Raw genomic sequence first — 20,057 nt, forward strand, 5'->3', positions numbered from 1 at the left:
CATCTGCCCCGCGACCGTCGCGAACGAGGTGCCGCTCGTGTACCCGCCGAGCGAGACCGTGACCGGTGCGCTGAGCGCCGCGGTGTAGGCCTCGAGGATGTCGTTGTAGCCCGTGTAGGCGCTGCCCCTGGTGGCGTCGTACTGGATCGTCGGGATATTGCTGAGGTTCGAGGACTGCGTCCAGCTCGAGGCGCCCTTGACCTTGTACCAGGTCTGGATCTGGCCGGTGTAGCTGGTCTCCCAGTTGGCGTGGAGGATGATCTCGTTCCACGCGCCCTGGACGAACGCGCCGATCGGGATCGCGTACTGGCCCGGCAGGCAGGTGTACGTCGTGGTGCTCTTGCAGTTGGCGTCCGCGTTGGAGCGGATCACGCAGCCGGGGCTCGTGGTCGCGTGGTTGCTGCAGGCGCCGGTCTCGAGCGCGAGCGTGACGTGGTCGGGGTGCAGCTGCAGCGAGATCGGGGCGCCGTCCACGTTCTGGAAGTGGAGCTCCGCGATCTCGATCCCGTTGAACGCCCGGTTCGGGATGCTCCAGCCCTTGGGGACGTAGACCATCATCCCGTAGTAGCCGTCGGCGCCGATCGCGAGCGGCTTGCTCGCGCTGATCACGTCACAGGCCTCGAGGGGGTAGGTCGAGGGGCTCGGATCGGTCGGCAGCGAGAACAGGTAGGACGACTGGCCGGTGAGCGGCTGGTTGGTCGGGTCGTAGGTGGCCGTCCCGCGGTAGCGCGGTGACTTCGACGGCGTGGTCGGCGCGCACTGCGCGTTCTGCCACGGCGTGCCCCTCAGCGAGCTCTGCGTGATGGCGCCGCTCATACCGATGCCGTAGCCGGGCGTGGGGGTCGGCGTCGGGGTCGGCGTCGGGGTCGGGGTCGAAGAGAGAATCGGGCTCGTAGCCTGGTTCGTCCCCGGGTCTGTCGACCTCGCAGCTGGACCGCTCGCCCCGACCGCGCTGCCCGACGTCTCTCCGACCTGCGCTGCGCCGGCCGTGACCACCGTTCCGGACGATCGCGTCGCGACGTCCGGCAGCGAGGCGGCCGCGTCGGTGGCAGGCTGGGCAGCCGGCGTCGGAACGTCCGTTCCCGGGCCACCGGGATCGTGTCCCGACGCGCCGACAGGTTGACCCGTGACCTTGGGAGACGCCGACCCGGTGGCGCCTGCGTCGGCGCCGGGCGCCGATCCCCGGGGGGGTGCCTGGGGTGCCCGGGGGGCGCCCTGGGGTGCCGGCGGCGGTACCCCCGCCACCCCGGACGCCGCTCCGGCATCGCTCACCGATGCCGGGGAGGACGGTGCCGGTCCCTTCGGGGCCGTCGTGGAATCGGGGCGCGCCGAGGACCTCGTTGCCTGGGGCCCCGTGTCGGCGACCGTCGAGAACGCATGAGCGAAGCCGTCGTCGGGATTGGGAACGTTGCCGTGCCTCCGCCCCGCACGGGGTTCCTCGGGTGTGACGGCCGCCAGAAGGGGGCTGTCGATCGGGCTCACGACACGCCTCCGAGCATTCCGATGATGCTGTGGACGTACGCAGTGGTCTCGCCGTACGGCGGGACCCCGCCGTACCGGGCCACCGCCCCGGGGCCGGCGTTGTAGGCGGCGAGGGTGAGCGGGACGGACCCCCGGTACTGCTGGAGGTAATTGCCGAGCAGCCGAGCGGCACCGTCGACGGCTTGCGCGGGGTCGAGCGGATCGACGCCGAGACCACGGGCCGTCGACGGCATGAGCTGCATGATCCCCTCGGCGCCGGCAGGGCTCACAGCACCGGCGTTGTACCCCGACTCCTGCTTGGCCACCGCGGCCAGGAGCGATGCGGGCACGCCGTGTCGTGCCGCCGCCGACGTGAACAGGGCCACGAGGTTGGCGGGCACCCCCAGGCTCGCGGGGATGGCACCCGACGCGCCGGGCGTCGACAGGCCCGGGTCGGTGGAGGCCGGCAACACACGGCGGATGGCACTGGGCTGCCCCACCGCCTGGATCTGGACGCTCGTGCCGTGGTGAGGCGCGTCGATCATCTGCCCGTTCCCGACATAGATGCCGACATGACCCGGACCGCCCGCGCCGGGCTCGAAGAAGACCAGGTCACCAGGTTGGGCATCGGCGATGCTGGCCACCGGCGTCCCGATGGTGGCCTGCTCCTGGCTCGTGCGGGGAAGCGAGATCCCGAGGTCGCCGTAGACGCGCTGGACGAGCCCCGAGCAGTCGAGGCCCTTCGCGGGGTCCGTGCCGCCCCACTGGTACGGCACGCCGAGATACTGCTCGGCGTCGGCGACGATCGACGCGCCGGTCACACCCGAGCCGGCTCCCGTCGCGCCCGTTCCCCCACCGGAGAGCCCGAGAAGGGTCGCCGAGGGGGTGAGGGCCGTGCCCGTCGTGGCGGCGGAGGTGGCTGGACTGGTGGCGGGACTGGTGGCGGGACTCGTGGCGGCCGCCAGGGCAGCATTGGCGTTGGAGAGCACGTCGGCGAACTCGCCGGTCGCCGCAGCCTGCTGCAGCGCCGGACCGATCGACGAAACGGCGGCGTCGACGGCCTGCAGCCGGGCGACGATCACCGAGGAATCGATGGTGCTCACGCGAGTGCTCCCGTGCCCCGGCGAGCCTCGGCCGCGCCGACATCTGCGAGCCACCCGGCAATCGCGGACTCGTCGATGGCTGCCATCTCGGCCCGCTGCTCCTCGACGCGCCACTCGGCGCGCCGGCGCTCGTCGAGGTTCTCGAGCGCGGCCACGCGCTGGGCGGCGACAGCCCAGTCGGCATGACGGGCCGTGACATCACCAGACGCGATGACAACCACGTGCAGTGCCGCCACCACGGCTGACGCCCGTCGCTCGGCCTCGTCGCGATCGCGGCGGAAGGAGGTGAGATCCTGCTGTCCGGGCTCCGATTCGAACGCTTCGTACCACGCCAGCGCCCGTCGGTGGTTGCGCCTGGCGCGCTCGAGCTCGCGATTCGCCAGGCTGAGGGCGATCCCGGCAGCTTCCTCTTGGATCCGTCGCACTCGGAGCACGGTCTCGAGAGCGAAGTGATAGCGCTTCATGCCGGCACCGCCTCGGGAGCGACATCGGACGCGAGCACGTCGGCCAGTGCCGTCCAGGACTCATCGGCGCGGGCAGTCTCGGTGATGTCTTGGCACAGGAATCCGTCGATCTGCTCCTTCTGCCTGACAGCGCGGTCGACGAGCGGATTGGAGCCCGTGACGTAGGCGCCGATCTCGATGAGGTCCTTGGCCTCACGGTATGCGGCCAGCAGGCGGCGGATCTCGCTGGTCAGTGACCGCTGCTGGCGCGTGAGGATGGCCGGCTCGACGCGCGAGATCGACTCGAGTACTTCGATGCTGGGGAAGTGGTTGGCGGTCGCCAACCGTCGCGACAGGACGATGTGGCCGTCGAGGAGAGAGCGGGCGGAGTCGGCGATCGGCTCGTTCATGTCGTCGCCTTCGACGAGGACCGTGTAGAGGCCGGTGATGCTTCCGGTCTCTGCCGCGCCGGCACGCTCGAGGAGCCTGGGCATGAGCGTGAACACCGAGGGTGGGTACCCGCGCGTCGCCGGGGGCTCGCCGGCCGACAGTCCGACCTCTCGTTGCGCCATGGCGAAGCGCGTCAGGGAGTCCATCATCAAGACGACGTCCTTGCCCTGGTCGCGGAACCATTCCGCGATCCTCGTGGCAGTGAACGCCGCCCGGATCCGGACGAGAGCCGGCTCATCGGAGGTGGCGACGATCACGACCGAACGGGCAAGACCCTCCGGCCCGAGGTCGCGCTGGATGAACTCGTTGACCTCCCGCCCCCGCTCGCCCACCAGCGCGAGCACCGACACCGATGCGTCGGTCCCGCGAGCCACCATCGAGAGCAGGCTCGACTTGCCGACACCCGATCCGGCGAAGATGCCGAGCCGCTGGCCGCGGCCGCAGGGAATGAGGGTGTCGACGGCCTTGATCCCGAGCGCCAGTTGGCGGTCCACCAATTCGCGTCGCAAGGGGTGGGGGGGAGCCCCGTCGATGCCGATCTCCTGCCATTCCGACAGCATCGGTCGGTCGTCGATGGGCCGGCCCAAACCGTCGAGCACCCGGCCGAGCAAGCCCTCCCCGACGACGACGGGCAGGGGCCGTCCGAGTGCCTCGACCGTGTCGCCGTAGCGCACGCCGCTCACGTCGCCCAGCGGCATGCAGGCGAGAGCCGATCCCTGGACCGCCACCACCTCGGCGTCGAGGACCCCGCCCCCCCGCCAGATCCGCACCGCCTCACCGACGGCCGCGGCGACGCCTTCGACCTCGATGCGCAGGCCGACCATGCGGGTGACCCGGCCGGTGCGTCGCGGTGCTACCGCCGCTTGCAACGATGCGTGCAGAGGGTGCGGAACCGTGGTCATGCCGGCCCCCCCGTTCCCTGTCCGACGGACGTGATGAGGGCCCGGGCCCGCTCCATGGCCGGGCCGATCTGGGCGTCGATCCGGCACGGCCCGGCGTCGACGACGCAGCCCCCGACTTCCACGTCGGGGTCGACGACCACCTTGACGGTGGCGTCGGGAACGAGCGTCTGCAGCTCATCGGGGGTGATGGCGTCGTCGGGGTGGAGGCGCACCACGAGGTCCTCACCCCGCGGTACGAGCGCCACGGCCCGTTTGACGGCCTCGATGCTCACGGACGGCGTGAAGCTGATCTCACGGCCGAGGAGCGCCTCGGCCAGCTCGAACGCCAGCGCCACGGCCTCGTGCTGCGCCTGTGCCACCGCCGCCTCGCGTTGCAGGCTCGCCGACGCCGCCGCGGTGATGAGGGCGGCGGAGAGGCTGATCGCTCGCTCCGCCCTCGCCGCCTCGAGACCGGCGGCGGCGGCGGCGAGCCCCGCCTCGTACCCCTCCTGGTAGGCAGCCGCCCGTTCGCTGACGAAGGGGTCGACGGCCGGCGGCATGCTCCCGCTGGGGTCGAGCGCTTGGTGGCCGAAGGTCTCGGCGGCCGCCTGACGGCCGGCCTCGCCTCGCAGCACGCGGCTCATGACGCGGCTAGACGAACTCATCGTCACCCCTGGCCAGCACGATCTCGCCTGATGCCTCGAGCTCCCGGACGATCTTGACGATGGCGCTCTGGGCGGTCTCGACCTGCGACACCCGCGTGGGCCCGAGGAGGTCGACTTCCTCCAGGACGTCCTGCGCGGCGCGCTCGGACAGATTGCGGAGGAACTTGTCGCGAAAACCGTCCGGGACCGTCTTGAGTGCGGTGGCAAGATCCTTGGGGACGACGTTGCGCAGAATTCGCTGGAGCGTCCGGTCGTCGAGGTTGGCGATGTCGTCGAAGACGAACATCTCGTTGCGGATCTGCTCGGCCAGCTCTGGGTCGCTCTGCTCCAGCTCGGCCAGGATCTGTTGCTCCGACGCGCGCTCGGTCTGATTGAGGATGGCCACGATGGACGCCACACCGCCGGTCTCGTTGGCCGTGGTCACTCCGGTCCGCAACACAGCAGCCAGCTTCTGCTCGAGGAACTCGGCGACCTGCTGGACGACGTCGGGTGAGATCCGCCCCATGGTGGCGATCCGCCGTGCAACCTCGCTCCGTGTCGATTCCTCGAGCTTGGCGATCACGTTGGCGGCAGAGTCCGCCGGCAGGTGCGACAGGACGAGGGCGACGAGCTGGGGATGCTCGTTCCCCACGAAGCTGGCGATCTGCTGGGGATCGATCCGGTGGAGAAAGGAAAGGGGGTGCGAGTAGCTCGCTTGCACGAAGCGGTCCAGGACCTCCTCGGTCTTGGCGCTGCCGAGGCGCTCCCGGAGGAGCTTCCGGGCGACGTCCACGCCACCCTGCCCGACCTGGACGGTCGCCGTGGCATGCGTGGTGAACTCGTTGAGCACACCGCGCACCTCGTCGACTGCGAGAGTCGGGAGCGTGGCCAACGTCGACATGAGGTCGACGACTTCCTGTTCGCTCATGACCCTGAGCACCTTGGCAGCCCGACTGCTGTCGAGCTGCGCCAACACGACCGCCGCCTTCTGGGATCCGGTGAGGGTGGGCATTGTCAGCTACTCAACGTCTTCGTGTCCGACAGCCACGAGCGCAGCATGGTGGCGACGTCGTCGGGCTGGCTGTCGATGAAACGGTTGGCGTCGACCGCCTCCCGGGAGGACAGCACGTCGGGGACGACCGCCGGAAGCTGCCCGGTCGGCTCGTCGGCCCACGAGCGCGACAACGCGGCGAGCTCGGAGGGGCCCAGCACCTGAGCCGGCTGGGCGCGCCGCGCCTTGCGGGCGGAGCGCCACAGCAGGAACAGTGCGATGGCGATCACCAGGAAGACGACCCCGGTTCGGATCAGCGACGTCATGGCCTGCTTCTGTGCGGCCGTGGCCCCGGCCGCGGCGGCCTTGGCCGCCTGTTGGGCGCCGACGGTGTCGAAGGGCATCGAGCTGAAGGCCAGCTGATCGCCGCGGGCCGCGTCGATGCCGGCGGCGGCGGCCACCCCACCCTGCAGGGCGGTGAGGCTGAGTCCCTTGGGGATGGCCTTGGAGTTCACCAGCACCGCCACCGACTGGTTGACGACGGTCCCCGGCGCCTGTTGGACGGTCTTGGTCTCCTGGTTCGTCTCGCACGTCTGCGTGTTCTGCGTGTTGACGTAGTTGCCGTTACCGGTGCCCGTCGTGGCCCCACCGGGGGTCGTGGTCACGGTGGCCGGCGTGGTGGTCACGGTCCCCGCGGGCCCGCCCGGTGGCGTCCCGCTGCCCGTGTACGACTGGTTGCTCTGCGACGTCTGGGTGCAGAAGCTCTGCGGCTGGCCCGTCGGGCCCGGGATGATGTTCTGGGTCGTGGTGGAGACCTGGTCGTAGGAGAGCGTGGCGTTGACCTGGACATCCGCATTGCTCTGCCCCAGGGCGGCGGCCAGGTACGCCTCGACCTTGGCTTGCACCCCCTGGTCGTAGGCGTCGGTCTGGCTGTTGGCGCCGCCTTCGCCCTGGGAGACGCCGGGCCCGGCAAGGAGGTTCCCGTTGGAGTCGGCCACCGTGACGCCGCTCGACGGCAGGTTGGGGATGCTCGAGCCGACGAGGTGGACGATGGCCTGGACCTCGCCGTCGGTGAGCGTCTGGCCGGCTCGCATGGTCACGAGCACCGACGCCCCCGTCGGGGAGTTGTTGCTCAGCGCGAAGTCCTGATTGGCCGGCATGGCGATGTTCACCTGCGAGCTGGTCACGTTCTGAATCGAGTCGATCGTCTGCTCGAGCTCGCCTTGGAGCGCCTGCAGGTAGTCCGCCTGCTGGGTCATGTTGGAGGTGGTCACTCCCTCCTTGTCGAGCAGCGACAGTCCGACGGTGCTGGTGGCCGGCAGCCCTGCCTGCGCCAGCGTGATGCGCTCCTGATCGACGTCGCTGGCGGGAACCATGATCGTCGTGCCGTTGTCGGCCAGCTGGTACGGCACCTTGTCCGACGTGAGCTTGGAGACGACGTTCGCCGCATCGGCAGACTTCAGGCCGGTGAACAGTGGCGTGTAGTTGGGCTTCGCCGAAAAGGACATGAACACCGCGGCTCCGACGACCAGCGCGATGGCCGCGACGACGGTGACAGCCTTCTGGCCGTATGTGAACTCCGACGCGAAGCGCTTCAGGCCGTCGCGGGCTCGGGTCATTTCGCTGGACGGGACGAGTGCCATGTCAGAATTGCATGTTCATGATGTCGGTGAAGGCGGCGACGCCCTTGTCGACCAGGGCCACCGTCACCTGCGTCTCCAACGAGGCCTGGGTCGCCTTGATCATGGCGTCGGTCACACTTCCTTGACCGGCGGCTGCTTGTGCCTCGGCCATCGATGCGGTGTTCTGGCTCTGCTGGACCTGGTCGACTGCCTGGGAGATCGATTGCGAGAAGCCACCACCCGAGCCGGCGGTCGCCCCCCCGGCCGGTGTCGGGGGAAGGGGCTGAATGGGCGGGATCGCGGGGATCATGACCGTCACGTCCCCAACGTGAGCGCCGACTGGTAGGCGGTCTTGGCGTCTGCGAGCGCCGCGGTATTGGCCTGGAAGTCGGTCTGCGCCTGGATCATGTCCACCATCTGCGAGCTGAGCTGCACGTCCGGCACACGCACCTCCCCCTTGGCATCGGCCTGGGGATTGGTCGGGTCGAACTGGATGATCCCGGTGGTGTCGCCCTCCTGGATGCCGGCCACGGTGACGCCGTCACCGACCTGGCCGGGCGTGGCGGTGGGGACGAACACGGGGGTCTGCTCCCCGTATGTGGCCTGGTCGGTCGGGGAAGTGTCATTCATGTTGGCGATGTTCCCCGCGACGGTGTTGAGCCACGTCTGGGCGGCATCGATGCCGGACCCCGAGATGCCGAGGCTCCCGAACAGGCTCATTGGAAGGTCCCGCCGGCGGCGCCCGAGATCAGGCGGAACTGGGCGTTGAGCATGTCGACCATGGTCTGGTACTGCAACGTCTCCTCCTGGCCGTTGACCAGCTGCTTGCCGGTGTCGACGTTGTTCCCGTCGGAGGCAGCGGTGGCGGGGTCGGCGGAGACTATGACGCTGGCGGTGCCGCCACCGGGTGCGTCGATGGCCTGCTGGAGGCTGGCTTCGAAGCTCACGTCCTGGGCGGTGTAGCCCGGCGTGTCAGCGTTGGCGAGATTGTTGGCGGTGGCCTGCTGCTGCTGTGCGACGCCGTCGACGGCGAACTGCAGCGCGTTCACGATCCCGTCCATCGCTCGACCTCCCAGGAACTCTGCGGACCTCGGCCGGAAACCTTCCGGCTGAAGCCTCTCGATGAGCCCGTCCTGGGCGGTTGTGAACCGAGCCTTCCATGACCCGCGACGGAGGAACTGTCGGCCGCTTCCGCGATTTGCTTGAGATCTGGCGGGGAAAATCCCCGGGCCGCCACGATCCGTGTTGGTCGCAGGCGCTCGCCCGCCCGGGCGGTGCCGGCACTCGACCACGGCGCGTAGCGCCCACCTTGGGGAGGGGTTTTCCTCTACATCGGCAGTGGTGTGGTGCCGATGCATCAGCCCGTGCACCGCTCCCCCGCCACCATCATCATCCTCGCCTGGAACGCGTGGAGCTCCACCGAGGACTGCCTCGAGTCGCTGCGACCCACACTGGGAGTGCGCGATCAGGTGGTGGTCGTGGACAACGGGTCGACCGACGCCACCCCCCGTCGGTTGACGCGATACCCGTGGATCGACGTCGTGACCAACGAAGAGAACCATGGCTTCGCACGTGGTTGCAACGACGGCGCCGCCATCGCCCGGAACGACACTCTCGTCTTCTTGAACAACGACACCGTGCTGGCCGGGCGGTGGCTCGACCCGCTCATCGTCCCGTTCGACGAGGACCGCTCGGTCGGGGCCACCGGCCCACGCTCGAACTTCGTCTCCGGGGCGCAGGTCGCCGAAGGGGCGTCCTACCTCCGTGGAGACATGGCGGGCATGCGGCGCTTCGCCCGGGCATGGGCCCAGGAGCACCGTTCGCAGGTGTCGGACACGGAGCGGCTGGTCGGGTTCTGCCTGGCGGTCCGGCGCAGCCTGTTCGAGGAGATCGGCGGCTTCGACGCCGGATACGGTATCGGCGGGTACGAGGACGACGACCTCTGCCGGCGGGTGTTGGCCTCGGGGCACCGCCTGCTCATCGCCCACGAGTCCTTCGTCCACCACGACGGCCACCAGACCTTCGACGCCAACGGGCTCGACTGGTACGCAGAGCAGGAGACGAACCGGGGGCGCTTCGAGTCCCGGTTCGGCGCCGGCCGGTCCTCACGCGACGGCACGAGGGTCTCGGCGTGCATGATCACCAAGGATGAGGAGGCCAACATCGCCACCTGTCTGGCCTCGGTGGAGGGATTCGTCGACGAGGTGGTGGTCTACGACACCGGGTCGAGCGACGCCACCGTACGCGTTGCACGCGAGCTCGGGGCCACGGTCATCGATGGCCACTGGGACGACGACTTCTCCCGGGCCCGCAACGCGGCCCTGGAGCACTGCTCCGGGGACTGGATCGCCTGGCTGGACGCCGACGAGACGCTCGTGTGCGACGACGTCGCCGGTCTGCGCCGCCTTCTCGAGAACACCGCGCCCAACGTCGACGGCTTCTCCGTCCCGATCGACAACCTGACGGGGACGGGTGTCGGGGCCGGGTTCACGCATTCGGCCTGCCGCCTGTTCCGGCGGGCACGGTGTGAATGGACGGGCCGGCTCCACGAGCAGATCGCCGGGCGCGGCGACCACCGCGGCATCGAGCAGGTGAAGTTGGAAGGGGCCAGGATCCTGCACACGGGCTACCTCGACGAGGCCATGCGAACCCGAGACAAGACCGAGCGGAACCTGCGGGTCGCCCAGGCCGAGGTGGCTGCGGCGGATACCTGGGACATGGGGTTCTCGCTCACGAGCCTCGGCCGTTCGTTCCTGACGGCCGGGCGCGTCCAGGAGGCGTTCGACTCCTGCCGGGACGCGCTCGAGCACACCACCAACCTCATCACCCGCCGGCTGGCCACACGGACCGCCATCGAGGCGCTGACCATCCTCGGGGACTACGACGGGGCGCTGGCGTGGATCGGTGACCTGCGAGGGATCTCGGCGATGACGGCACAGGCGGACATCTCCGAGGGCAGGGTCCGGCTCGCCCAGGGAGAGTTCCAATTGGCGCTCGACCTGTTCGAGCGGGTCGAGTCCCGCCAATTCGACGAGGACGGCTTCGAGGTGAGCCGTCACACGCTCGCCGTGGACCGGGCCAAGGCGCTCGAAGGCCTCCACCGGCCGAGCGATGCCGCCGACGTCCTGCTCGAGGTGCTGGTCGACCAGGGAGTGATCGACGTCCACCTCGCCATCCTCGTCGACTGCCTGAACCGGGCGGGGCGCTCCTACGACGAGCTGGCCGCTGCCATACCGCCAGGCAAGGCGCCGCAGTTCCTGGCCCAGGTCCTCCAGCTCATCCCCGAAACGGCTGACGCGGTGTTGGAGGCGTGCTTCCGGACGATGGACGATGGACGGACCGTGCTCGCCACGGCGGCGACACTGGCCTGTCGTCTCCCGGTCGACCGGGCGCTGGCGTGGTCCGCACGGATGCGTGCCGCCGGTTTCGCCACCTCCTGCCCGCTCGTGGCCATCGCCACCGGCTCGGCCTCTCCGCCGGTGCGCGCCCGGGCCGCGGCCACCGCGGTCCGGGCCTTCGGGGATACCCGGGGGCGCGACGCCTTCGTGGCGGCGCTCGGTGCGGCCCGGCCGCTCGAGCGCGACGCCATCCTCACCGAGGCCGCCGCCCTGTGTCCCGAGCTCCTCGCCGTGGCCGAGTCGGCGCAACAGCAGCACCCCGCCCCGGCCGGCACCGACCTCCCCGATCCGCGGGTCAGCATCGTGATCCCGTGCTTCAACGGGGCCGGGCTGACACTCAACTGCCTCCAGAGCCTGCAGGCCACGACTGAGGCGGCCCTCTACGAGGTGATCCTCGTCGACAACGGCTCCACCGACGCCACGGTCAAGCTGGCCGGCGCCTCCGACGCACGCTTCTGCGTCGTGCGCAACGAGGAGAACACCGGCTTCGGTCCGGCCTGCAACCAAGGAGCCGCCCTGGCGCGCGGTGAGTTCATCCTCTTCCTCAACAACGACACCGTCCTGCTCCCCGGGTGGCTGGAGCCCCTCGTCGCCGCCCTCGACGACGACCCGATGCTGGCGGCGGTGCAGCCCAAGCTGCTCTACCCCGACGGGCGCCTGAACGACGCCGGTGGCCTGGTCTTCGCTGCGGGCCAGCCCTGGGTCTACGGCAAGGGACGCCCCGAGCCCGACGCCCCCGAGTTCTCCTGCCGCCGCGCGCCGGACTATGCGTCGGGTGCATGCCTCCTCGTCCGTCGGACCGCGTTCGAGGACGTCGGTGGCTTCGACGACCGCTACGCACCGGCGTACTACGAGGACACCGACCTGTCCTTCGCCTTGCGGGCGGCGGGCTGGAGGGTGCTCTTCGAGCCGGCGTCGAAGGTCGTCCACGTCGAGGGGGGCACGGCCGGGACCGACGTCACCCAGGGCCTCAAGGTCTACCAGGAGCGCAACGCCGCCAAGTTCGCCGAGAAGTGGGCGCACGAGCTCGTGCACCGGCCCGCGGTTCGACCCGACCATGTGGAGCGGTGGGCACACCGGCCACAGGGCGGTTTCGGCCCCGGCGAACGACTGCCCGTCCGGGCCGCGCCGTCGGTGGACGTCGCCCGCACGGCGGCCTCCGAGGCCCGGTCCGTGCTCGTCCTGGACCCGTTCATGCCGGTCTTCGACCGGGCGTCGGGAGGGCTGCGCACCTTCACCTTGCTCCAATGCCTGCGCGACGCGGGCCATGCCGTGACCTTCTATGCACTGGCCGGTGGGAGCAGGACCTACGCCGACGCCGTGGGTCGCCTGGGGATCCCGTGTTTCGGCGGGGACCGGCGCGAGGCGGTGGACCACGGGCCCGGCCACGCGTCGGCGGTCTGGCCCACCTTCGAGGCCCTGTTCAGCCGCCGCCATTTCGATGTCGTGGTCGTCAGCCCCTGGACGACGGCGGAAGGTGTCATCGAGCACGTGCGCCGGCTTGCGCCCGAGGCCACGCTCGTCGTGGACACCAATGACGTCCACTTCGTCCGCCTCCAGCGGGCCGCCATGCTCACCGGGGGTTCCACGTCGGAGGTCGCCGAGGCCAAACGGCGCGAGCTGGCCGTCTACCGCCAGGCCGACCGGATCGTGTGCGTCACCGACGACGACGCCGAGGCCGTGCGGTCGGAGATTCCCGACGCCGATATCGTCATCGTGCCGAACGCCCATGCCGAGGTGGCGTGCGGACCGGGTTTCGAGCAACGCACGGGTTGCCTCTTCGTCGGCAACTTCAACCACCCGCCCAACGCCGATGCACTGTCGTGGTGGAAGCAGGAGATCGGGCCGGCGCTCTCCGCACGGCACCCCGGAGCCGAGCTGACCGTGATCGGCAACGACCCGCGGGGAGAGGCCGCGACTTTCGCGGGTCCCGGCATCACCGTCGCCGGCACGGTTCCCTCCACCGTGCCGTTCCTCCACGAGGCCCGGGTGTCGGTGGCACCCCTGCGCTACGGGGCAGGGATGAAGGGCAAGGTCGGCGAAGCCCTCGCCACGGGGCTCCCCGTGGTCCTCACCTCGATCGCCGCCGAGGGCATGGGGCTCGTCGACGGCGAGCACGTGCTCGTCGCCGACACCGCCGAGGCCTTTGCGGACGCCGTGCACCGGCTCTACACCGACCGCGCCCTGTGGGAACGGCTGCGGCAAGCGGGCCGTGCCCATGTCGCCAAGCACTTCGGCATCGACCGGATGCGCCAAGGCGTCCGGGACATGCTCCCGGACGTCCCGGCGTCGGCACCTGCCCGCGGACGCGCGGTGGCAGCGTCCGCCTGACGCCGGCCACGACGCGCCGCGACCACACCCGGCCCGCGGCCGCCGGGGCCGCGTTCCCGACACGTTCGCGCGGTGTCGGGCGAAAACCGGTGCGGAGAGTGGTTTCCCAGGCCAGGGGCCCTGTCGTCCGGCCCGAATCCTCAAGCAGGCCGCTACTTCCGCCGATACCTGAGCACGACGCCAGGACGGCGCGGAACAGACGGCCACGGATCGGCCGATCCCCGTACGCTCGTCCCGTGAGGTGTCATGTCGAACCGGCGTGTCATGTCGAACCGGCTCGGAATGGTCGGCGTCCCCGCCGCGGTCATCGCCATCGTGGTGATGCTCGTCGTGCCATTGCCGACGTTCGTCCTCGACGTCCTCATCAGCGTGAACATCGCCGGGGCCATGGTCGTGCTGCTCATGACCATGCACGTCAAGAAGCCGCTCGACTTCTCGGTCTTCCCCGCAGTGCTCCTCGTCGCCACGCTGTTCCGCCTGGCACTCAACGTGTCGGCGACACGGCTGGTCCTGCTCCACGGCTACGCCGGATCGGTCATCAACAGCTTCGGGAATTTCGTCGTGGGCGGACAGCTCATCGTCGGCCTCGTCGTCTTCCTGATCCTCATCGTGATCCAGTTCGTCGTCGTCACCACGGGTGCCGGACGGGTCGCGGAGGTCGCCGCCCGTTTCACCCTCGACGCCATGCCCGGAAAGCAGATGGCGATCGATGCCGACCTGAGCTCCGGGCTGATCGACCAGCACGAGGCCAAGCGCCGGCGCCAGGAGACCGCTGACGAGGCCGACTTCTACGGGGCCATGGACGGTGCAGCCAAGTTCGTCCGGGGTGACGCCATCGCGGCCATCGTCATCACCGCCATCAACCTGATCGGTGGCCTGGCCATCGGCCTCGCCCAGCGGCACCTGTCGATCACCGACGCCACCCACACCTACAGCCTCCTGAGTGTCGGTGACGGTCTCGTCTCGCAGATCCCGGCCCTGCTGCTGTCGATCTCGACCGGGCTCGTGGTCACCAGAGCCGCCACCGACGACCAGGACTTCGGCACCGACCTCATCGGCCAGGTCCGTCGCCAGCACCGGGCCATCAAGATCGCCGGGGTCGTCATGGCAGGCATGGCCATCGTGCCGGGGCTACCGCATCTCGCCTTCCTGATCGTGGGCGGCCTGCTGTGGTTCACCGGTGACCGCGTGGGAGCGGCCGTTCACACCGAGTCCCTCGAAGCCTCGGACGGGCCGGACATCGTCACGGTCGCCCCCGACAGCCCCCAGGCGCTGGCGGCCGACATGCGGGTGGAGGCACTCGAGCTCGAGCTGTCGGCGACCCTCGTCGACCTGGTCGACGAGGCCAAGGGCGGGGACCTGCTCGAGCGGGTGAAGGGCCTGCGCCGCAAGCTCGCCACCGAACGCGGGCTGATCATCCCCCCCGTGCGCACCCGGGACAACGTGCACCTCGACAACGACTCGTACGCGATCCGGCTGCACGGCGTGGAAGTGGCCACGGGTACCGCGCCGGCGGGTCGCTTCCTCGCCATCGGAGGCGGGCTCGACCTGGTGCCCGGCGAGTCCGTCGTGGAGCCGGTGTTCGGGCTCCCGGCCAAGTGGGTGCCGGCCGAGCTGCGCCAACAGGCCCTCGTGGCCGGGGCCACCGTCATCGACCGGTCCTCGGTCATCACCACCCACCTCGGCGAGGTGGCCAGCCGCCATGCCGGGCAGCTGCTGTCGGCCCAGCAGGTGAAGACGCTGCTCGACTCGGTGAAGGGCACCGACCCGGCGGTGATCGAGGAGATGGGGGCGGCCCAGGTGTCGCTCACCGACCTCCATCGGGTCCTGTGCGGTCTGCTGGCCGAGGGGGTCGTCATCCGCGACCTCGTACGCGTCATCGAGGCGGTCACCGAGCAGGCTCGCCAGGCCAAGGAGCCCGAGGCCCTGCTGGAGGCCGCCCGCCGGGCGCTCGGGCCGGCCATCACCGCCGCCTACGCGAAGGACGGCACCCTCCCGATCATCAGTCTCGATGCCCGCTTCGAACGAGAGCTGGCCGACGCTGTCCGCCCCGGGGAGTCCGGCACGGTCCTGGTCCTCGAGCCCGACGTCGTCGAGACGCTCGTCCGTGAGGTGGGTGCGATCGCGCGCCAGGCCGAGGAGAACAACCGCGAGGCCGTCCTCATCTGCGCGTCGCGCCTGCGCCCGTCGCTCCGTCGCCTGCTCTCCCCTGCCCTGCCACGCCTCGGCGTGCTGTCCGTCAATGAGCTCGGCCCACAGGTCAAGCTCGAGCGCATAGGAGTCGTCAGTGTCACCCCAGCTGAAGTCGTTTGAAGGCCCTGACGTCCAGCGGCTGCTGGACGAGGTCCGCCGCGAGGTCGGTTCGGACGCCAAGATCAGCGGCGCCGAGAAGATCCGCGTCGGCGGAGTGGCCGGGTTCTTCGCCAAGGAGCACTACCGGGTGGTCGTGGAGGTGCCCGCAGCTGTCATCGAGCCCGGCGTCTCCCCGTCGCCCACGGCACAGCGCAGCCGCCAGCCCGCGCACGCTCGCCCGAACCGGCGCACGCGCCGCCGCGGTCCCGTGAGCGGTCCGGTGAGCGCTCCCGCGCCGGCCCCCACCGCGGTCCCCATGGACGAGCCCGATCCCACGGCCCAGATACCGGCCGTCGGGGAGGAGCGGACCGACATCTTCACGACCCTGGCCGACGCCACCGACGACGTGACCGACATCGTCGGCATGCACCAGTCCCCCGGCATGGCGACCCCGGTCACCGCGGGGCCGGCTCGAGCGGCGGTGGGCGGGCCGGCCACGGGCGCGCCAGCCGCGGGCCCGCCCGCCACGGCCGCGGTCGCGAGCACGCAACCGGGCGACGGCAGCGACTCCTTCGACGCCGTGTTGTGCCGGATCGCCACCACCCTCGACGCGACGCCGACCATCGACGACACCACCTCCGACTACCTCGGGGCGGCGCGCGCCGCAGGGCACAGCCGGGCCGTAGCGGGCGGGGGTGGGCCGCGGGACGTCACCTCCGGCACCATCGCCAGCGAGGCGGCCATGTTCCTCGCCACCAACGGCCCCGAGTCGGACGGAGCCACGGTGGCCGCCCTGCGCCGCGTCGGGCTCGACGAGGCCGCCGTGGGCTACGTCGCCGAAGGGCTGCGACTCGGGGGCGTGCTCGAGGCGCTCCTGCTCGACGCCCTGGGGCGCCTGGTCGAGGCCCCGCCGCTTCCCCGTCGCGCCGGCAGCCTGCTCGTCGTGGTCGGTGCGGGGCTGCGGGCCCGCGAGCTCGCCGGCGCCGTGGCCGTCGAGGTCGGGGGCGATCCGGCGGAGGTGCCCGTCGCCTCCCTCGACCCGCAAGCCGACACCGTGGTGCCGGGCCCGCTGCTCGTGCGCTCGGCCGACGAGGCCGCCGAACTCGCACCGGGTTGGCGTCGCAACCAGACGGCCGCCGTGGTCGTCGTCGACGCCCCGCTCGCCGGTGGCCACCTGTCCTGGGCAGCCCACGTCATCTCCTCGCTGCGGCCCACCGCCGTGTGGGGCCTCGTCGACTCCACGTGTAAGGCCGAGGACATCACCGCCTGGGCGGACGGCCTCGGTGGGATCGATGCCCTCGCGCTCGAGAACGTCGACGCCACCGTGAGCCCGGCCGCCGCGCTCGGCACCGGGATCCCGGTAGCCCGGCTCGACGGCCGGCCCGCCAGCGCAGCTCGCTGGACGGCCACCATCGTCGATCGGATAGACCCATGCACGTAAGACGCCCGGAGCTCGTATTGGCCGGCGCGGTGGCCATCTGCCTGCCGATGGTCCCCGGGGTTCTGAACGGCAACATCACCGCCGTCACCGCCGGGACGAGGCTGCTCATCGCCATCGTCATCTGCTGGGTCGGCGGGTCGATCCTCACCTCGATCATCGACCGCTATTCGACCGAGTCACGACGCAGCCACGTCATGAAGATGCTGGCGAACGCGCGTCGCACGGGTCCGGCCGACGGGGACCCCGGGACACCGCGCGGCGGCCCGTCAGGGGAGGCTGAGCGATGATCGTGTTGACACGGTTCCACAGTGGTGACCGCATCGCGGTCAACTCCGAGTTGATCGAACGCGTCGAGGAGACGCCCGACACCGTCATCACGCTCACGAACGGCACCAAGCACGTGGTGCAGGAGACGATCGACGAGATCGTGGAGAGGGTCCAGGCAGTGAAGGCGACGACGCTGGCACTCGCCACCCGGATGGTGGAGGACGGCGCGACCGTCCGCCCCGCCCATCTTCGTGTCGTCCACGACGCCGAGCATCACGCCCCGGGTGACCACTCGGTGGACCCGCTCGCCCCGGGACCCTGAGAGGCCCGGACATGGCGCCTGGCCCGGGTGGCGGACGACCGCTGCTCAGGACACCGAGCGCAGGGCCTCGACGTGGAACGTCAGGTCCGCCGGCCGGTCCGGGTCGTCGATGGACCAGCGGGCGCGGTCGGGACCAGGCTCAGCGCCGCAGCGGTACACGGCGCTGCCGTATTCGACGTAGTAGGCGTGCCCGTCGGCGTGCTCGAGCTCGAGGACCATGCAGTCGTAGCGCCGGGCCAGACGGGCAAGCGCGTCGAATGTTCCCACGTCCACGACCCGACCGGCATTGGCCGCCGGGCTCGAGTACACCGTGATCAGGTCATGGCCGAGCGTTGCTCGGATGCGGGCCGGCTGGTCCAATCGCCGGCGGCGCAGGGTCCACCTCCACCCGACGAGGGTGGCCACGAGGGCGGCGAGCACCCCGCCGATCCCGACGCGGCGGGCCGTCGTGACGGCGATCGAACGACCGAGGATCGCCATGTGGGCCGGCGCCCGGGCCGGGAGCCCGACCGACCCGGCGAGCTCGGGGGTCAGCTGCGGGAAGACGGCGGGGGTGCCACCCGGGCTGGACGAAAGCAGGTTGAGCTCCTGGCCGCTCATCTGGAAGGTGAGCGGGGGGGCGAACGAGTCGCTGACCCGGGCCCCGGCGAGCGACCCGCCGACGTGCACCGCCGGCGTCACGACGATGTCCGTCGTCCCGAGCGACATCCCCGTCTCGGAGGTGAACGCCTTCTCGAGCGCGGCGATCTTCGAGAGGTTCACGGCGATGATCGCGCTCGCGGTCCGGCCGGAGAAGTGGACGGGGGCCACGGCGGCCAATTGCCCGCTCCACCCCCCCGGACCCTGGAGCGCTGCTCGCGCGCCGATGGTGCCGGCCACGGTGGTCCGAGCGCGCGTCGAGGCGCTCGGCGAGACCGCGTCGAACGCATAGTGCACTGCCACGTGCAGTGTCCCGACGAGGCGCAGGAACACGGGGTCCCCGGTGACCACCGACCCGGTCGGGTACGCGGTCCCGGGGGACGCCCTCGCGGTGTACGAGAACCTGATGTGCTGCTCGTAGGCCGCAACGCGCTCGGTCGGCCGGGAGGTCGGCTGCACCCACGCCACCACGGTCAGCAGGCCGAGAATCCCGGCCACGGCGAGCGGGACGACGACCGGCGCGCACCCCACCCGCGCCTCGCTGGGGGCGGCATGCTTCGGGCCGGACCCCGAGGCGGAGCGACCCGTCCTCACGGCCGCCACCCCAGCGCCGGAGCCGGCCGCCGCCGCGCCACCGGCCGCCGCCGCGCCACCAGCCACCGCCGCGCCACCGGCCGCCGCCGCGCCACCGGCCGCCGCCGCGCCACCGGCCACATCGGCGCCCGACCGGGCGCCGTGACCCCCCGTCCGTCGGCGCGATGCCCTGCCGCCGAGGACGCCGAAGGCGACCAGGAAGAACGCCAGGCCTGCGAGGCCGATCGGGGAACGGACCCACCCGAGGACGGTGCCGGCTTGGGGAATGCGAGCCCACAGCTGACCCTTGATGACCGACGCCGGGAGCCGCACCGGGTCGAGGAAGTGGTTGTGGTCACCCTTGAAGGTGAACAGGCCGCCGTGCTCCGCCACGATGCGGTGGAGCACGACGATGTGGAGGAGCGGACTGTGGTATCCGACGATGTCGCCGACATGGTAAGCCGCGTTCGGGACGATGATGGCGAGGTCCCCGGTGTGGAACCTCGGGAGCATGCTCACCCCGTGCGTGGTGACCAGCGTCACCTCGCCGGTGGCCAGCGCCACGATGAGCGCGATGCTGGTCACCGTGACCAGGGTGGCGCCGATGCGTCGAATCCGTCGGCCGCCCATGTCAGCTCCCGATGTGGGTGGTGCGGGCCGCGCACGGCCCGCACCACCCCCGGTCGGGTGCTCCCGTTAGTGGACCACGATGTCGGTCGCCGTGATGCCGGAGACCGCCTGGGTCAGGCCGCTGCAGATGTACGTCGTGGTGTTGGCACCGCTGTCGTAGGTACCCGCGCCACAGACCGACGTCGGCTGGTTGCCGGAACCGGTGGTGAAGCCGACGTCACCTTCCGAGCCGCTCGTGTCGCCGGTGGCAACGAAGGTGACCGAGTTGACGGTCGTGCCGTCCGTGCTCAGCCCGTAGCTGATGGAGGTCACGGTGGCCCCGGTGACGTTCTCGGACCCGTAGGCGACCGTGGTGTTCGAGTTGCTGAACGCCAGGCTGTTGGTGAATGCCGCTGCGCCGGCAAGGACCAGCGCTCCGACCCCGACCGCGGCAATGAGGGTCTTCCTGTTCCGTCGCATTGCTACTCCTCTCGTCCATGAGCCAGCCCCGTGGGGCCTGGTGCGACGGATGCCCGCCCCACCTCCTGGTGCACGTCCATGTGCACGACGTCAATCGGCAACATACGGAA

General features: G+C 70.7%; 18 protein-coding genes. 6 read left to right on the top strand and 12 right to left on the bottom strand.

The window, feature by feature from the left end; all coding sequences use genetic code 11:
• Positions 1-816, bottom strand: an 816-nt coding sequence (locus VMV22_08465; GenBank protein ID HUY22361.1) for a heparin lyase I family protein, incomplete at its 3' end; no start/stop codon positions are given.
• 310 nt (positions 817-1,126) lie between these two features.
• Between VMV22_08465 and VMV22_08470 the strand changes: the two genes are divergently transcribed.
• Entirely contained in the window at positions 1,127-1,381 is a 255-nt protein-coding gene (locus VMV22_08470) for a hypothetical protein (GenBank protein HUY22362.1), read from the top strand.
• 97 nt (positions 1,382-1,478) lie between these two features.
• Here VMV22_08470 and VMV22_08475 read toward each other — a convergent pair whose 3' ends face one another.
• Genes VMV22_08475 through VMV22_08515 form a run of 9 tightly spaced genes read right to left on the bottom strand, consistent with a single transcriptional unit; the run spans position 1,479 to position 8,656 of the window.
• Positions 1,479-2,564 carry an NlpC/P60 family protein gene (locus VMV22_08475; protein HUY22363.1) on the bottom strand — a complete coding sequence of 362 codons (1,086 nt, stop codon included), beginning with the start codon at positions 2,562-2,564 and terminating at the stop codon, positions 1,479-1,481.
• Positions 2,561-3,028: a flagellar FliJ family protein gene (locus VMV22_08480; protein HUY22364.1), complete on the bottom strand. Its 468-nt coding sequence runs from the start codon at positions 3,026-3,028 to the stop codon at positions 2,561-2,563. The genes VMV22_08475 and VMV22_08480 overlap by 4 nt, the downstream gene beginning before the upstream one ends.
• Positions 3,025-4,359, bottom strand: a complete 1,335-nt coding sequence (locus tag VMV22_08485) for a FliI/YscN family ATPase (GenBank protein ID HUY22365.1) — start codon at positions 4,357-4,359, stop codon at positions 3,025-3,027. Before VMV22_08485 ends, VMV22_08480 begins: the two co-directional genes overlap by 4 nt.
• Positions 4,356-4,973: a FliH/SctL family protein gene (locus tag VMV22_08490; GenBank protein HUY22366.1), complete on the bottom strand. Its 618-nt coding sequence runs from the start codon at positions 4,971-4,973 to the stop codon at positions 4,356-4,358. The genes VMV22_08485 and VMV22_08490 overlap by 4 nt, the downstream gene beginning before the upstream one ends.
• Positions 4,974-4,989: 16 nt before the next feature.
• A complete protein-coding gene (gene fliG, locus VMV22_08495; GenBank protein ID HUY22367.1) occupies positions 4,990-5,994 on the bottom strand; it encodes a flagellar motor switch protein FliG in 1,005 nt (334 codons plus the stop codon).
• Positions 5,995-5,996: 2 nt separating this feature from the next.
• A complete protein-coding gene (gene fliF / locus VMV22_08500; protein HUY22368.1) occupies positions 5,997-7,592 on the bottom strand; it encodes a flagellar basal-body MS-ring/collar protein FliF in 1,596 nt (531 codons plus the stop codon).
• Positions 7,593-7,617: 25 nt separating this feature from the next.
• Positions 7,618-7,905, bottom strand: coding sequence for a flagellar hook-basal body complex protein FliE (fliE, locus tag VMV22_08505; protein HUY22369.1), 288 nt, complete (start codon positions 7,903-7,905; stop codon positions 7,618-7,620).
• Between the two features lie 5 nt (positions 7,906-7,910).
• Entirely contained in the window at positions 7,911-8,315 is a 405-nt protein-coding gene (gene flgC, locus VMV22_08510; protein ID HUY22370.1) for a flagellar basal body rod protein FlgC, read from the bottom strand.
• Positions 8,312-8,656 (bottom strand): flagellar basal body protein, encoded by a 345-nt coding sequence (locus VMV22_08515; GenBank protein ID HUY22371.1) that lies wholly within the window; start codon positions 8,654-8,656, stop codon positions 8,312-8,314. The genes flgC and VMV22_08515 overlap by 4 nt, the downstream gene beginning before the upstream one ends.
• A 291-nt stretch (positions 8,657-8,947) precedes the next feature.
• Here VMV22_08515 and VMV22_08520 point away from each other — a divergent pair, with 291 nt between their 5' ends.
• The 5 genes from VMV22_08520 (at position 8,948) to VMV22_08540 (ending at position 17,646) form a co-directional block, all read left to right on the top strand.
• On the top strand, positions 8,948-13,324 hold the full coding sequence (locus VMV22_08520) for a glycosyltransferase (protein HUY22372.1): 4,377 nt from the start codon (positions 8,948-8,950) through the stop codon (positions 13,322-13,324).
• Positions 13,325-13,570: 246 nt separating this feature from the next.
• Positions 13,571-15,637 (top strand): flagellar biosynthesis protein FlhA, encoded by a 2,067-nt coding sequence (locus tag VMV22_08525; GenBank protein ID HUY22373.1) that lies wholly within the window; start codon positions 13,571-13,573, stop codon positions 15,635-15,637.
• Positions 15,612-17,057: a hypothetical protein gene (locus VMV22_08530; protein ID HUY22374.1), complete on the top strand. Its 1,446-nt coding sequence runs from the start codon at positions 15,612-15,614 to the stop codon at positions 17,055-17,057. Before VMV22_08525 ends, VMV22_08530 begins: the two co-directional genes overlap by 26 nt.
• Positions 17,048-17,344, top strand: coding sequence for a hypothetical protein (locus VMV22_08535; GenBank protein ID HUY22375.1), 297 nt, complete (start codon positions 17,048-17,050; stop codon positions 17,342-17,344). The genes VMV22_08530 and VMV22_08535 overlap by 10 nt, the downstream gene beginning before the upstream one ends.
• The gene (locus tag VMV22_08540) at positions 17,341-17,646 is read left to right on the top strand and encodes a flagellar FlbD family protein (GenBank protein HUY22376.1); all 306 of its coding nucleotides are present in this window, start codon (positions 17,341-17,343) and stop codon (positions 17,644-17,646) included. The genes VMV22_08535 and VMV22_08540 overlap by 4 nt, the downstream gene beginning before the upstream one ends.
• 45 nt (positions 17,647-17,691) lie before the next feature.
• Here the strand turns inward: VMV22_08540 and VMV22_08545 are convergent, their stop codons facing one another.
• On the bottom strand, positions 17,692-19,443 hold the full coding sequence (locus VMV22_08545; GenBank protein ID HUY22377.1) for a signal peptidase I: 1,752 nt from the start codon (positions 19,441-19,443) through the stop codon (positions 17,692-17,694).
• A 111-nt stretch (positions 19,444-19,554) separates the two neighbouring features.
• Positions 19,555-19,947, bottom strand: a complete 393-nt coding sequence (locus VMV22_08550) for a hypothetical protein (protein HUY22378.1) — start codon at positions 19,945-19,947, stop codon at positions 19,555-19,557.
• Between the last annotated feature and the right edge of the window lie 110 nt (positions 19,948-20,057).

Source organism: Acidimicrobiales bacterium (assembly GCA_035531755.1).
Taxonomy (GTDB): Bacteria; Actinomycetota; Acidimicrobiia; order Acidimicrobiales; family UBA8190; genus DATKSK01.